The sequence below is a fragment of the Devosia sp. genome, from assembly GCF_036406155.1.
Lineage (GTDB): Bacteria > Pseudomonadota > Alphaproteobacteria > Rhizobiales > Devosiaceae > Devosia_A.
The window spans coordinates 1-15029 of sequence record NZ_DASWVV010000249.1; the positions used below are offsets into that span (position 1 = coordinate 1).

Sequence of the window (15029 nt, forward strand, 5' to 3'; positions counted from 1 at the left end):
GCCCCGCCTGCGCGCGCCTCGACATCGGCGAGGGTGATCGCGCCCGACGGGCCGGTGCCGGTCATGCTCAGCAGATCCACCCCCTTCTGCTCGGCCAGCCTTCGCGCCGCCGGCGTGACCCGCGCCCGTTCGCCGGTCGTAACCGGTGGGGCCGCCGGCGGCGGTGGCGCGACGGGCGGCGAAGGGGGCGCCACCACTTCCGGACCGGCCTTGGCCGCCGCCACCGGCGCCTCGGGTGCGGCCGCCTCACCCGCGCCCGCGATCATCGCCAACGGCGTGCCGACGGGCACCACGGCGCCGATCTCCACCAGCGGCCGCTCGAAAATGCCGTCCTCGAACGCCTCGATTTCGATGGCGCCCTTCTGCGTCTCGACCACGGCCAGAATGTCGCCGTGCTTGACGGGCGCGCCGGGCTTGACCAGCCACTCGACCAGCTTGCCCGCTTCCATGTCGGCGCCCAGCGACGGCATGCGGAACGCGCCCATGGCTCAGGCCCTGCCCAGCATGGCCCGGACAGCGGCGGCGATCCTGTCCGGCTGCGGAATCGCCAGGTCTTCCAGGTGCTTGGGATAGGGGATCGGCACCTCCTCGCTGCAGATCCGCGCGAGCGGCGCGTCGAGTTCGAAGAAGCCCTTCTCGGCAATGCGCATGCCGACCTCGGCGGCAATGCTGCCCGAGCGCCAGCCCTCGTCCACCACCAGCACGCGATGCGTCTTCGCTGCCGTCGCCAGGATCGCGGCGGTGTCGAGCGGCCTCAGCGTGCGCAGGTCGATGACCTCCGCCTCGATGCCGCCCTGCGCCAGTTCCTCGGCCGCCTCCAGCGTCTTGAACAGCGAGCCGCCATAGGTGATCAGCGAAACGTCGCGCCCCGCGCGCCGCACCGCCGCCCGGTCGATGTCGACCGCGCCGGCATTGGCGGCGATCTGCCCGCTGCGGTTGTAGAGCATGACGTTCTCGAAGATCAGCACCGGGTCGGGGTCCTCGAGTGCCGTCCACAGCATGCCGCGCGCATCCCCGAGCGTCGCCGGCGCCAGCACGCGGATGCCGGGAATATGGGCGTACCAGCCCTCGAGGCTGTGCGAATGCTGCGCCGCGAGCTGCCGCCCCGCCCCCGTCGCCATGCGGATGACCAGCGGCACGCCGAACTGGCCGTTGGACATGTGCCTGAGCGTCGCCGCGGTATTGAGGATCTGGTCGAGCGCCAGCATCGAGAAATTGCAGGTCATCACCTCGACGATCGGTCGCATGCCGGCCACCGCGGCGCCGATCCCCGCCCCGGTGAAGCCGGATTCCGACAGCGGCGTGTCGCGGATGCGATCGGGGCCGAACCGTTCGAGCAGCCCCTTGCTCACCGCGTAGCAGCCGCCGTAGCGGCCCACGTCCTCGCCCATCAGGAACACCCGCGGGTCGCGCGTGATGGCGTCGGCGATGGCCTGCTTGACCGCCTCGCGATAGGTGGTCTCCACCATCTCGGCCGCAGCGGCGGGTGGAGGCGGCGGCGCCGGGCGTGCCTCCGCATGGACGTGCTGCGTCAGTTCCGCGGCCGGCTCCCACGTCCCCGCCTCGGCAAAGGCGACCGCCTCGTCGATCTCGGCCTTCACCTCGGCCTCGATCGCCGCCACGTCCTCGGCGTGGATCATGCCGTTCTGCTCTAGCCAGCCCTGGAAGCGCACGATCGGGCCCTTCCCGCGCCACTCTTCGACCTCCTCCTTGCTGCGATAGAGCTGCGCGTCGAACATCGAATGCGCCCGGAACCGGTAGGTGCGGCATTCGATGAGGTAGGGCTCGTGCGTCTCCCGCATCGCCTCCAGGGCTTGTCGTGCTGCGGCCTCGACGGCGACGACGTCCATGCCGTCGACGACCGCGCTGGCCACCGCGTAGCCCGCCGCCTTCTTGTGGACGTCGGTCTCGGCCTCCGAGCGCTCGAGCGCCGTGCCCATCGCGTATTGGTTGTTCTCGCACACGAACAGCACCGGCAGGTCCCACAGCGAGGCGAGGTTCATGCTCTCGTGGAACTCGCCCTCGGCCACCGCGCCTTCGCCGAAAAAGCAGGCGGTGACGCGCGCCTCCCCGCGCAGCTTGTCGGCGAGTGCGAGCCCCACCGCCAGCGGCAGGCCGCCGCCGACGATGGCGTTGCCGCCATAGAAATTGTGCTCGGCCGAGAACAGGTGCATGGAGCCGCCGCGGCCGCCCGAGCAGCCCTCGGCCTTGCCGTACATTTCGGCCATGACCGCGCCCATCGGCACGCCGCGCACCAGGGCGTGGCCGTGCTCGCGATAGGTGCCGACGAGCCGGTCCTGCTGGGCCAGCAGCGGGATCACGCCGGCGGCAATCGCCTCCTCGCCGTCGTAGAGATGCAGGAAGCCGCGGATCTTCTCCCTAGTGTAGAGTTCGGCGCAGCGGTCCTCGAAGCGCCGGATGCGGATCATCTGGCGCAGCAGCGCCAGCGCGTGGGCGCGGTCGAGGTGCGGCTTGAGGCTGGTGTCGCTCATTTCTCGTCGCTCTCCAGCGTGGAGATGTCGCCCTCGGGCAGGCCCAGTTCGCGCGCCCTGAGCAAGCGCCGCATCAGCTTGCCGCTGCGCGTCTTGGGCAGGTTCTGCCGGAAGGCGATGGCTTTGGGCGCGACCGCCGGGCCGAGCCGCTTGCGCGCGTGCCCCAGCAGTTCGAGGTTCAAGTCGTCGCTCGCCGCCACCCCCGGCTTGAGGGCGACGAAAGCCTTGACCATTTCGCCCACCGTCTCGTCGGGCAGGCCGATCACCGCGACCTCGGCGACGGCCGGGTGTTCCATCAGCGCGCTTTCGACCTCGAACGGGCCGATCAGGTGCCCGGCGCTCTTGATGACGTCGTCGTCGCGGCCGACGAACCAGAAATACCCGTCGGCGTCGCGCATGGCGAGGTCGCCGCTCAGGTACCAGCCGCCGACGAAGCACTTGTTGTAGCGCTCCTCCTCGTGGAGATAGGCGCGCATCATCGACGGCCAGCCGGGCCGCAGTGCCAGCTGGCCGATGGTCATCGGCGTGGTCACCTCGGCCGCGCCGTCCTCCGTCTTCTCGACGATGGCCGCGGTGATCCCCGGCAGCGGCTTGCCCATCGAGCCCGGCTTCACGTCCATGGCGGCGTAGTTGGAGATCATGATGCCGCCGGTCTCGGTCTGCCACCAATTGTCGTGGAACGGCATGCCGAAGGCCTCGACGCCCCACAGCACCGCCTCCGGATTGAGCGGCTCGCCGACGCTGGCCATGTAGCGCAGGTGGCTGAGGTCATGGCCGGCCAGCAGCTCCTTGCCGGCTCGCATCAGCATGCGGATGGCAGTCGGCGCCGTGTACCAGACGTTGATCTTCTCGGTCTCGAGGATGCGGTACCAGCGCTCGGCGTCGAACTCGGCCTCGTCCACGACCATGGTCAGCCCGTTGCTGAGCGGCGAGACGATGCCGTAGGAGGTGCCGGTGACCCAGCCGGGGTCCGCCGTGCACCAGAAGATGTCGTCGGGGTGGAAGTCCAGTGCGTACCGGCCGGTGACATGATGGGCGACCACCGCCTCGTGCACGTGTACGGCTCCCTTGGGCCGCCCGGTCGTGCCGGAGGTGAAATGCAGCAGCGCCATGTCCTCAGGCATCGTGCGCGCGATCTCGAAATCCGGCGCGGTCGCCTGCAGCAACCCCTTCAAGTCGCGCGTCCCCTCCGGCGGCGCGCCCCCGGCGTCGGTGATAAGCACGTCGGTGAGGTGGGCCAGCTCGCTCCGCCAGCTCGCCACCTTGCGGTTATAGAGGGCCGCGGAGGTGACCAGCACCCTGCCCTCGCCGATCCCGAGGCGCGCCTTGATCGGCTCCGGCCCGAAGGCCGAGAACAGCGGGCAGAACACGGCGCCGAGCTTGAGCGTGCCGAGCGCCGCGACATAGAGCTCGGGGACCCGCCCGAGCAGCGTGTAGACGCGGTCGCCCTTGCCGATGCCGAGCGCCGCGAGCGCATTGGCGAAGCGATTGGACTGCGCCCTCAGGTCGGCATAGGTGAAGTCGTGCCGGCTCTCGTCCTTGGCGATCCAGCGGATGGCGACCTTGTCGCCGCGCCCCTTGGCGACGTGCCGGTCGACGGCCTCGTGGGCGATGTTGAGCCCGCCCCCCGGCAGGCCGTCGAGCAGCGCCCGCGCCTGCTGCCAGGAGAAGCTGCGGCAGGCCGCGTCATAGTCCGCAAGGTTTGCGCCACTGGCGTCCGCCCGGCGCTTCCTGATGGTGTCCATGCTTTCCCCTTGGCCGGGGTCTACAGGACCCAGAGCATGGCAATGGCGATGGCCACGAGCAGCAGGCCGGACGCCATGGACGCTGCGAACGGCGCCGCCTGTCGCGCCGAAAAGGCCAGGGACCGTATACGCATCGGAACGTCCCTCGGGGGAATTCGCTGCGTACACTGAAGCGCCGCATCCGCCGCCCTGCGTTGACGTGGGTCAAGCGCCCGGCCACGCCCGGCGGCGGCGCGCCGGCCTCGACCGCCCCCTCAGCCGGCGCCGGCCGCGGCGATCTCGCGGCCCAGCCGCACCGTCTCGCGCACCAGCAAATCGAGGTCGTCGCGGCGCGTGCGGTGGTTGTTGACGGCGACCCTGAGGCAGTGCTCGCCGTTGATGGTGGTGTCCGACAGCGCCGCCGTCCCCTCTTCCTGCAGCCGCAGCATGATCTCGGTGTTGAGCGCCTTGAGCGCCTCGCCGTCCAGCCCCGGCGGCCGGAAACGGAAGCACACGATGGTGATGGTGGTCGGCGCCGCCAGTTCGAGCAGCGGCTCGGCTTCGATGAGGCCGGCAAGATAGCGTGCCTGCTCGATGTTCTGGTCGATGAGCCGGCCGAACTTGTCGCTGCCGTGCTCCATGAGCGCCATCCAGATTTTCAGCGCGCGGAAGGCGCGCGTCGTCTGCAGGCCGTATTCATGCAGCCAGGGCGCGGCGGCGAGGCCGCGCGGCGAAGTCTCGAGATATTCCGGCGTGACCGCGAAGGCGCGGTGATGCGCCTCGGCGTCGCGCACGAGGGCACAGCCCGCCTCGAACGGCGCATGCAGGAGCTTGTGCGGGTCGAGGGCCACCGAGTCGGCGCGCGCGAGGCCGGCGACCAGGTGCGCGTGGCGCGGCGCCATGGCGATGAGGGCGCCGATGCAGCCGTCGACGTGGAACCACAGCCCTTCCTCCTGCGCCACCCGCGCCAGGCCCTCGAGGTCGTCGATGGCGCCGGTGTTGACGGTGCCGGCGGTGCCGATGACGCAGGCCGGCTGCCAGCCGGCCGCGCGGTCTTCGCGGATCGCCTGCCGCAGCGCCTCGATGTCGATGCGGAACCCGGCGTCCGTCGGGATGCGGCGCAGGCCCTTGTTGCCCAGGCCGAGCGCCTCGACCGCCTTGCGGTGGCACGAATGCAGCTGGTCGGAGCCGTAGAAGCGCAGCGGCCGGGGCAGCGCCGCCATGCCCTCTTCGCGCACGTCGATGCCGGCCTTGACGTTGCGCGCCACCGTCAGGCCGACGAGGTTGGCCATCGAGCCGCCGCTTTCGAGCGTGCCGCCCGCCGTGGCGGGGAAGCCCACCATCTGCTTGCACCAGCCCACCACCTGCTGGTCCATGGCGGCGGCGGCATGGTTGCCGCCGCCCAGGTTCGAGCCCTGTACCGCGGCGAGGAATTCGCCCAGCGCTCCGGTGAAATTGCCGGCGCCCATGTACCACGACCAGAAGCGCGGGTGGATGTTGCCCATGGCATAGGGCATCAGCCGCTCTTCGAGCGCGCGGTAGACGTCCGCCAGCGCCGTCGGCCGGCGCGGCAGCGGCGCCTCGTAGGAGGCGCGCACCGCCGCCGGCATTGGTTGCCACACCGGCCGCTGCCGCACGTCGCGCAGATAGTCGATGGCGTCGTCGACGATGCGGTGCGACAGCGCCCGCGTCTGCTCCCACCCGGCAGGGTCGAGGGTTTCTTCCGCGACCGCGTCGGGCAGCCTCGCCGGCGTGTCCATCTCCTACTCGGCCGCCATCTGGAAGCCCGGCGTCGATTGCGACAGCGCCTGCTCCTCATCGGTCATGTCGGCCGGGATCTCCTCGAACAGCGGCGTCGACACGTAGCGCTCGCCGGTATCGGGCAGCATGCACAGGATGACCGAGCCGGGCGCCGCACGCTCGGCCACCTGCCGGGCCGCGGCGAAGGTCGCCCCGCCGGAGATGCCGGTGAAGATGCCTTCCCGCTGCGCCAGCGTGCGCGCCCACTTCATGGCTTCGGGGCCGGCGACCGGCAGCAACTCGTCATAGAAGTGCGCGTCGAGCGCCTCCTGCAGCACGTTGGGGATGAAGTCGGGCGTCCAGCCCTGCACCGGGTGCGGCTCGAAGGCCGGGTGGCTTGCCGCCGGCGAGCCGTCGGCGGCGCGCGCCTGCGGCGTGCCGCTGCCGACCAGTTGCGCGTTGGCCGGCTCGCTCAGCACGATCTTGGTCTCGGGCCGCTCCCGGCGCAGCACGCGGGCGACGCCGGTCAGCGTGCCGCCGGTGCCGTAGCCGGTGACGAAATAGTCGAGCCGCGTGCCGGCGAAATCGTTGATGATCTCGCGCCCGGTGGTCGCTTCGTGGATGTCCGCGTTCGCCTCGGTCTCGAACTGCCGGGCGAGGAACCAGCCGTTGGCCTCGGCCAGTTCCACCGCCTTGCGATACATGCCGAACCCCTTCTGCGCCCTCGGCGTCAGCACCACCTTGGCGCCGAGCATGCGCATCAGCTTGCGCCGCTCGATCGAGAAGCTGTCGGCCATGGTGACGACCAGCGGGTAGCCCTTCTGCGCGCACACCATGGCGAGCCCGATGCCGGTATTGCCGCTCGTTGCCTCGACCACCGTCTGGCCGGGCTGGAGCAGCCCGCGCCGCTCCGCGTCCTCGATGATGTTGACCGCAATCCGGTCCTTCACCGACGACAGCGGGTTGAAGAACTCGGCCTTGACATAGATCGTGGTGTCGCCCACGCCGAGATTGTTGACCCTGATCGTGGGTGTATTGCCCACCGTATCGAGGATACTGTCGAAGAGCCTGCCCCGCCCGGCAGTGGTCCTGATCGCCGCTTGCTGTGCCATGGTATTCTCCCGTTGTTGGTCGGATGGCGCCCCGAGCGGGGCACGGATGCATTGTCTCGTTGCGAGCAATAATAGCAGAATACAGGAGCAAGCGTGGAAAGTACCGTGGGAGAGGACGTGGAATCCGCGCGCTGGCCGCGGCAGCGCCCTGGGAACGCCGATCCGGCGGGCGCCGCAGCGGGGCTCGGTTGACGTTGCAGCGCGAAATGGTCAAATCCAGCAACGCCGTCCGTGCCGCGCCCCCGCACAGTGAGTCCCTGGATTGACCGACCGCCCGTCACCCCTGGCCCCCTTCCAGCACGCGACCTACCGCTCCATCTGGCTCGCCAACCTGGCCTCGAGCTTCGGCGGCCTGATCCAGGCGGTCGGCGCCGCCTGGCTGATGACCTCGATCTCCAACTCGGTCGACATGGTGGCGCTGGTGCAGGCCTCGACGACGCTGCCCATCATGATGTTCTCGCTGCTCGGCGGCGCCATCGCCGACAGCTTCAATCGCCGCGGGGTGATGCTGGGGGCGCAGCTCTTCATGCTGGTGGTTTCGGTGGCACTGGCGCTGGGCACCTGGTTCGGCCTGATGACGCCGTGGCTGCTGCTCGCCTTCACCTTCCTGATCGGGTGCGGGACGGCGCTCAACAACCCGTCCTGGCACGCCGCGGTCGGCGACATGGTGCCGCGTGACGACCTGCCGGCCGCCGTCGCCCTCAATTCCGTCGGCTTCAACCTGTCGCGCAGCGTCGGCCCCGCGGTCGGCGGCGCCATCATCGCCCTCGCCGGGACCGCCGCGGCCTTCGCCGTCAATGCGGTGAGCTATCTGGGCCTCGTCGCCGTGCTGCTGCGCTGGCGCCCGCCGGCCTCGGCGAGCACGCTGCCGCGCGAGGCCATCGGCCCGGCCATGCTGGCCGGGCTGCGCTATGTCGGCATGTCCCCCAACATCGGCAACGTGCTCCTCCGCTCCTTCGTCTTCGGCCTCACCGCCATCATCATCCTGGCCCTGCTGCCGGTTGTCTCCGCGGTCCTGCTCGGCGGCGGGCCTTTCATCTACGGCCTGATGCTGTGCGGCTTCGGCCTCGGGGCCGTCGGCGGCGCGCTGGTGAGCGGCAACATGCATGCCCGGCTGGGCAGCGAGTCGGTCGTGCGCATCGCCTTCGCGGGCTTCGCCATCACCGCCTGGATCACCGCCATCAGCACCAGCCCCTGGCTGACCGGCTTCGCCATGCTGATCGGCGGCGCCTGCTGGGTGCTGGCGCTGTCGCTGTTCAACGTCACCGTACAGCTCTCCTCGCCGCGCTGGGTGGTTGGCCGGGCCCTGTCGCTGTACCAGACGGCGTCCTTCGGCGGCATGGCGCTGGGCAGCTGGATCTGGGGCCTCGTCGCCGAGCATTACGGGCTCTCCGTCGCGCTTGCGGCCGCCGGCGCCTGCATGCTGGCCGGGGGCGCGCTCGGCCTGCGCCTGCCGCTGCCGGCACGCCTGACGGCCAATCTCGACCCCTGGGGCCGCTGGCAGGAACCGCACCTGGAACTGGCGCTGGAAGAGCGCAGCGGCCCGATCGTGGTCGAGATCGAATACCTCATCCGCCCGTCCGACGTGCCGGCCTTCCTCGACATCATGGCCGACCGCCGCCGGGTCCGGCGCCGCGACGGCGCCCGCCACTGGGTGCTGATGCGCGACCTGGGCCAGCCCGAGCGCTGGGTCGAAAGCTATCGCACCGCCACCTGGACGGAATATGTGCGGCACAACCAGCGCCGCACCCAGGCCGACGCCGTCATCACCGACCGCATCCGGGCGCTGCACTCCGGCGCGGAACCGCCGCGCGTCCGCCGCATGATCGAGCGGCCGCCGGACTGGTTCGCCGCCGTCGCCGGCATCAAGGACACGACCGGGCCGTCCTGAGCCGGCGCTGCCGGCGCTTGACCTGCATCAAGCGGCGCGCCCCACGGGGAGCGTAGGGACGCTGTCACGACATTGCGGAGGAATTGCCATGCGACCGGTTCGTTTTCTCGCCTCCCTCGCCTTCGCGGCCGCCGCCCTCGGCGCCTCGCCCGTCCTCGCCCAGGCCGGCTTCGGCCCCGGCTACGGCATGATGCCCGGGTACGGCATGATGCCGGGCTATGGCTATGGTCCCGGCATGATGATGGGCCGCGGCTACGGCTACGGCCCCGGCATGATGGGCCAGCCCGGACGCGGCCGCTTCACCATGATCGACGCCAATGACGACGGCGTCGTCAGCGCCGAGGAAGCGGCGTCGGCGGCCGACGAGGTGTTCGCCGCCATGGATGCCGACGACGACGGGGTCCTCACCAGGGACGAGTACATGGCAGTGCGCATGGGCCCGCAGTTCGGCTTCAATCCCGACCGCCAGGCGATGATGCAGAAGGCCAGGGAAGACCGTTTCGGCGCCATGGATGCCGACGGCGACGGCAAGGTCTCCAAGGCGGAGTTCCTTGCCGGCGCCGAGGCGCATTACAAGGCGGCCGATGCCGACGGCGACGGCAAGGTCACCCCGTGGGAGCAGCGGCGACAGGACTGGAACTGAGACCCCGCGGGGCCTCAGCTGCGCTCGGGCGGCCTAACCCGCCGCGGTATAGGCGATCTTGACCTGGGTGAAGAACTCCTGGGCGTAGCGCCCCTGCTCCTTGGGGCCGTAGCTCGAGCCCTTGGTGCCGCCGAACGGCACGTGGAAGTCGACGCCCGCGGTCGGCACGTTGACCATCACCATGCCGGCCTGGGCGTTGCGCTTGTAGTGCGTCGCGTATTTGAGCGAGGTGGTGACGATGCCCGAGGACAGGCCGAACTCGGTGTCGTTGGCGGTCGCCAGCGCCTCCTCGTAGTCCTTGACGCGGATCACCGATGCCACCGGCCCGAAGATCTCCTCGCGCGAGATGCGCATGTCGTTGGTGGCCTCGACGAACAGGGCCGGCCTGAGGAAATAGCCGGGCGTGTCGTGGTGCACGAGGTCGCCGCCCACCACCAGCCGCGCGCCCTCGTTCTTGCCGATCTCGATATAGTCGACGTCCTGCTTGAGCTGGGCCGCGTCGACCACCGGCCCGATCTCGGTGCCGTGGGCGATGGCGTCGCCCACCTTGAGGTGCCGGATGCGCTCGGAGAGCGCCTCGACGAAGGCGTCGTGGATGCCTTGCGTGACGATGATGCGCGAGGAGGCGGTGCAGCGTTGCCCGGTCGAGAAGAAGGCGCTCTGCGTCACCGACTCGACCGCCACCTTCATGTCGGCGTCGTCGAGCACCACGGTCGGGTTCTTGCCGCCCATCTCGAGCTGGAACTTGCGCATCACCTTGACGCTGGCCTCAGCCACCCGCCGGCCGGTGCCGGTCGAGCCGGTGAAGCTGACGGCGTCGACGTCGGGGCTGTCGAGCATGGTCTGGCCGACCACCGAACCCTTGCCCATGACGAGGTTGAGCACGCCCTTGGGCAGTCCGTGCCGGTGCAGCATCTCGACGATCGCCCAGGCGCAGCCGGGCACCAGGTCCGCCGGCTTGAACACCACCGTGTTGCCGTAGACCAGCGCCGGCGCAATCTTCCAGGCCGGGATGGCGATGGGGAAGTTCCACGGCGTGATGATGCCGACGACGCCGACGCCCTCGCGGGTGATCTCGACGCCCACGCCGGGCCGGACGCTGGGCACCGTCTCGCCGCTGAGGCGCAGCGCCTCGCCGGCGAAGAACTCGAAGATCTGGCCGGCGCGCGTCACCTCGCCGATGCCTTCGGCCAGCGTCTTGCCCTCCTCGCGGCTGAGCAGATTGCCCAGTTCTTCCTTGCGCGCGAAGATCTCATGCGCCGTCTTGCTCAGGATGCCCCAGCGCTCCAGCAGGCCCGAGCGCGACCAGGACGGGAACGCCGCCTTGGCCGCGGCGATGGCCGCCCTGGTGTCTTCGGCCGTGGCCCGGGCATAAAGACCGATCACCTCGTTGGTGTTGGAGGGGTTGATGTTCTCTACCGCCTCGCCCCCGATCCATTCGCCGTTGATCAGGTTCTTGTGCAGTTCGCTCATGGTCTTGTCCGCTTTTTCTTGAGTTTCACAGCAACCCGGCCTTGGCCAGGTCGCGCATCAGGTGGCTGGCCCCGTAGGTCCAGGGAGGGCATTGCGTCGACAGTTGCACCCGGTTGCTGAGGGTACCCAGCGAGGGCGTCGAGATGGACACGACGTCGCCGATGCGGTGAGTGAAGCCCTGGCCGGCGCCGCCACGGTCCTGCACCGGGGCAAACATGGTGCCCAGGTACAGCACGAATCCGTCGGGATATTGATGATGCTCGCCGATCGTGGCCTCGACCAGCGATTGCGGGCTGCGCGAGATCTGGCTCATCGAGGATTTGCCCTCGAGCACGAAGCCGTCCTCGCCGCTGACCGTGAGCGCGATCTCGGCCCGGCCGATGGCGTCGAGGGTGAAGTGGCCGTCGAACAGCCGGATGAAGGGGCCGAGCGAGGCCGAGGCGTTGTTGTCCTTGGCCTTGCCGAGCAGGAGCGCCGAGCGTCCCTCGACGTCGCGCAGATTGACGTCGTTGCCCAGCGTGGCGCCGACGATCCTGCCGCTGCTGGCGACCACCACGGCCACCTCCGGCTCCGGGTTGTTCCAGCTCGACATCGGGTGGATGCCGACATCGGCGCCGTACCCGACCGTGCTCATCGGCTGCGACTTGGTGAACACCTCGGCGTCCGGCCCGATGCCGACCTCGAGATACTGGCTCCACGCGCCGCGCGCTACCAGCGCCGCCTTGACCTGCATCGCCGTGTCCGACCCGGGCACCAGTTGCGACAAATCGGGCCCGATGAGATCCAGGATCTCGCCGCGCAGCGCTTCGGCCCGCGCCTTGTCGCCGCGGGCCTGCTCCTCGATCACCCGCTCCAGCAGCGACACCACGAAGGTAACGCCGGCCGCCTTGATGGCCTGCAGGTCGACCGGCGACAAGAGACGCAGCCGTTCGTAGGCGCGTCCGCCGCCGCCCCAGCTGTTGGAGAGGGCCTCGCCGACGTCGCCGATGCGCGTGCCCTCTGCCCCGGCGACGTAATCGGCCGGGTCGTCCAGTTCGCACACGTCGCGCACCGTCGGCGCCAGCCGCGAGGTGATGTCGTACAGGGCACCGTCGCGGACGGTCACCACCAAGGGATGGGCCGCATCCGGCACGCTGGCGCGGCCGAGCAGGATGCCGCGCTCCGGAACTACTGGGTTGGTCACTCTGTATCCCTCTTCTGTACCGGGGCTAACTAACCCTTCGGCCGCCCGGGTGTCCAGCGCAGGGCCGGCGGCGGCACGCCGCGGCCAACGCGCCCGGCCGGCCCGCAAAAAACCCGAATGCCTGCCAAGGATGCCGTGTCCGCCGCCCCCCGCCTGTCGCGCGGCGGGCCGGCGGCGTTCACCCGCGGTTCATCTCGGCGGCGGCATCAAGGCGCCGCAATTTTGCAGGAGACTCCGATGCGTTCCTTCGCCTTCCTCGTTCCCCTCGCCCTCGGCGCCGCGCTCGCCCTGCCCGCCCTGGCCGACGACCGCGGCACGATTTCCATCGAGGGTCGCGGCGAAGTCGTGGCCGCCCCCGACACCGCCGTCGTCAATTCCGGCGTCACCACGCAGGGCGCCACCGCGCGCGAGGCGCTCGACGCCAACACGGCGGCCATGGGCGAGTTGATCAACACCCTCAAAGGCGCCGGAATCGAAGCGCGCGACATTCAGACGTCGGGCTTCTCGGTCACGCCCAACTACGTCTATTCCGACGCCCGCGACGCCAATGGCTACACGCTGCCGCCCAAGATCGTCGGCTACCAGGTGTTCAACTCGGTCTCCGTGCGCGTGCGCGACCTGCCCTCCCTCGGCACCGTGCTCGACAAGGCGGTGACGGTGGGCGCCAACACCATCAACGGCGTCACCTTCTCGGTCGCCGATCCGTCCGCGCTCTACGACGAGGCACGCCGGCAGGCCTTCGCCGACGCACGCGCCAAGGCCGACCTCTATGCCGACGCCGCCGGGCTCGAGCTCGACGGCATCCGCTCCATCAGCGAGACCCAGGGCTACCAGCCGCCGCAGCCCTACATGATGGGCGCCGTCGCCAGGGAAGCCGCCGCCGCCCCCGTCCCGGTCGAGGCGGGCGAACTCACCTTCTCGATCAACGTTTCGGTGACCTGGGAACTGGCCGACGACAAGGAGTGACCCCGCCGGCGCCGGCGCAGGCCGGCGCCTATCCCGCCGCCGCCTTCCAGATCATGTTGAGGCCGACGACGACGAGGAAGGCGGCGAACACGAGCTTGAGCGTGCGCTGGTTGAGCCGATGCGCCAGCGCCGCCCCCACGGGGGCAGTCAGCGCCGCCAGCCCGCCCACGAACACCAGTGCCACGACGTTGACGTAGCCGAGGCTGAGCGGGGGCAGGCCCCGGGCGCTCCAGCCCGAGACGACGAAGCCGATGCTGCCGCTGATGGCGATGAACACCCCGATCGCCGCGCCCGTGCCCACCGCCTTGTGCATGCTGGCCCCCAGCGCCGCCAGGGTGGGGACGCTGAGCGCGCCGCCGCCGACCCCCATCAGCGACGACAGATAGCCGACGATGGCCGCGAACACGCGGTGCGTCAGCGGCGAGGAATGCAGGTGCCCGATCAGCCGCTGCTGGAACGGCAGCACGATATTGGCGGCGATGAACAGGGCCATCACCCCGAAGATGATGCGCAGCACGGCGCCCGGATAGAGGCCCGCCATGAGCCCGCCCGCGAGCGTTGCCGCGAAGATCACCGGCGCCCACAGCCTGAGGATGCCCGTATCCACAGCGCCGCGGGCGTGGTGCGCCCGCGCGCTCGAGATCCCGGTCGGGATGATGATGGCCAGCGACGTGCCCACCGCCACGTGCTGGATGATGTCGTTGTCGTAGCCCAGCCAGCTCAGCGCATAGGCCAGCGCCGGCACGATGATGGCGCCGCCACCGATCCCCAGCAGGCCCGCGAACACGCCCGAGATCGCCCCCGTCGCCATCAGCCCCAGCGCGAACGGCCAGTAGCCGGCGATATCCCCCCAGTTCATGCGGTCTCTCCCGTCGATGCCGCCGGTGCATAACCGATCCGCCGCACTGGCGCCATCATTGCTCACTCTGTTCGATGGAACCGTCGCCGGGCGGATACGTTGGGGGTTCGCGGGCGGCACGCACAGGGGGCACTCCTGAAATCATTCATCTTCCGTTCATCGCGGCTGCGCCACTGCTCAGACCAATCGGCTTAAGAAGGATGCGAAACATGCGCCTCAGAAACTGGCTCCTGACCGGCACCAGTCTGGCTGTCCTCGCCTTTGCTTCGGTGGGGACCACTCACGCCCAGGATGCGGACCTGGTCGCCGCCTACGAGGCGTACGCCGCCGCCCAGGCCGCCGGTGACGCCGACGCGACGCAGAGCGCCCTCGCGGCGCTGACCGAATTGTGCATCGTCGGCGGCTACGCCAGCGTCGAGGACTGCATCGCCGCAATCCAGGCCCAGGCCGAGCCCGCCCCGGCCGAAGCGCCGGCTCCGGCGCCCGCACCGGCCCCGGCCGAGGAGCCGGCGCCCGCGGAGCAGCCTGCCCCGGAACCGGCACCCGAGCCGGCTCCGGTCGAGGAGCCGACCCCCCCGCCGGCTGAACCGGCGCCCGCCGAGCCGGCCCCGGCCGAGCAGCCGGCCGCGCAGGAGCCATCCGGCCCGACGCAGGAAGAGCTGCAGGCCCAGTTCACCGCCGATCTCAACGCCGCGCTGCAGCAGTATCAGGACGCCCTGAACATGGCCGCCGCCGGCGATTACGACGCGGCCCGGCCGCAGGCCGACGCGGCCGAAGCCCGCATCCGGCAGCTGTGCCTCGACAACGGCTATCCGACGGTCGAAGCCTGCATCGGCCAGACATTGCCGCCGCTGCCCGAGCCCGAGCCCGAGCCCGAGCCCGCGCCGCAGCCTGAAGCCGCACCGGCGGAAGCGGCTCCCGCCGCCGAGCAGCCTGCCCCGGCCGA

At 70.2% G+C, this 15029-nt stretch carries 12 protein-coding genes; 4 read left to right on the top strand and 8 right to left on the bottom strand.

All coding sequences use genetic code 11. From position 1 onward, the window contains the following. The 5 genes from VGD93_RS17430 to cysK all read right to left on the bottom strand — a co-directional run. A partial coding sequence (locus VGD93_RS17430; protein WP_395013440.1) for a biotin/lipoyl-containing protein occupies window positions 1-485 on the bottom strand: 485 nt, incomplete at its 3' end. Between the two features lie 3 nt (window positions 486-488). Next, window positions 489-2492 carry a pyruvate dehydrogenase (acetyl-transferring) E1 component subunit alpha gene (gene pdhA / locus VGD93_RS17435; protein ID WP_395013441.1) on the bottom strand — a complete coding sequence of 668 codons (2004 nt, stop codon included), beginning with the start codon at window positions 2490-2492 and terminating at the stop codon, window positions 489-491. Then, entirely contained in the window at window positions 2489-4237 is a 1749-nt protein-coding gene (acsA, locus tag VGD93_RS17440; RefSeq protein ID WP_395013442.1) for an acetate--CoA ligase, read from the bottom strand. The genes pdhA and acsA overlap by 4 nt, the downstream gene beginning before the upstream one ends. A 254-nt stretch (window positions 4238-4491) precedes the next feature. Beyond that, window positions 4492-5976: a pyridoxal phosphate-dependent decarboxylase family protein gene (locus tag VGD93_RS17445; protein ID WP_395013443.1), complete on the bottom strand. Its 1485-nt coding sequence runs from the start codon at window positions 5974-5976 to the stop codon at window positions 4492-4494. 3 nt (window positions 5977-5979) lie between these two features. Continuing rightward, window positions 5980-7068, bottom strand: a complete 1089-nt coding sequence (gene cysK, locus VGD93_RS17450) for a cysteine synthase A (RefSeq protein WP_395013444.1) — start codon at window positions 7066-7068, stop codon at window positions 5980-5982. A 262-nt stretch (window positions 7069-7330) separates the two neighbouring features. On the opposite strand from cysK, the gene VGD93_RS17455 reads away from it, so the two are divergent. Next, the gene (locus VGD93_RS17455) at window positions 7331-8959 is read left to right on the top strand and encodes an MFS transporter (protein ID WP_395013445.1); all 1629 of its coding nucleotides are present in this window, start codon (window positions 7331-7333) and stop codon (window positions 8957-8959) included. Between the two features lie 88 nt (window positions 8960-9047). Beyond that, window positions 9048-9602, top strand: a complete 555-nt coding sequence (locus VGD93_RS17460; protein ID WP_395013446.1) for a hypothetical protein — start codon at window positions 9048-9050, stop codon at window positions 9600-9602. Window positions 9603-9635: 33 nt separating this feature from the next. Here VGD93_RS17460 and VGD93_RS17465 read toward each other — a convergent pair whose 3' ends face one another. Then, the gene (locus VGD93_RS17465; RefSeq protein ID WP_395013447.1) at window positions 9636-11075 is read right to left on the bottom strand and encodes an aldehyde dehydrogenase family protein; all 1440 of its coding nucleotides are present in this window, start codon (window positions 11073-11075) and stop codon (window positions 9636-9638) included. 25 nt (window positions 11076-11100) lie between these two features. Further along, window positions 11101-12258, bottom strand: a complete 1158-nt coding sequence (locus VGD93_RS17470; protein WP_395013448.1) for a fumarylacetoacetate hydrolase family protein — start codon at window positions 12256-12258, stop codon at window positions 11101-11103. Between the two features lie 237 nt (window positions 12259-12495). Between VGD93_RS17470 and VGD93_RS17475 the strand changes: the two genes are divergently transcribed. Next, entirely contained in the window at window positions 12496-13224 is a 729-nt protein-coding gene (locus VGD93_RS17475) for an SIMPL domain-containing protein (protein WP_395013449.1), read from the top strand. A gap of 28 nt (window positions 13225-13252) precedes the next feature. Here the strand turns inward: VGD93_RS17475 and VGD93_RS17480 are convergent, their stop codons facing one another. Next, window positions 13253-14083: a sulfite exporter TauE/SafE family protein gene (locus VGD93_RS17480; RefSeq protein ID WP_395013450.1), complete on the bottom strand. Its 831-nt coding sequence runs from the start codon at window positions 14081-14083 to the stop codon at window positions 13253-13255. 209 nt (window positions 14084-14292) lie between these two features. Here VGD93_RS17480 and VGD93_RS17485 point away from each other — a divergent pair. Next, window positions 14293-15029: hypothetical protein (locus VGD93_RS17485; protein ID WP_395013451.1), on the top strand; the 737-nt coding region annotated here is incomplete at its 3' end.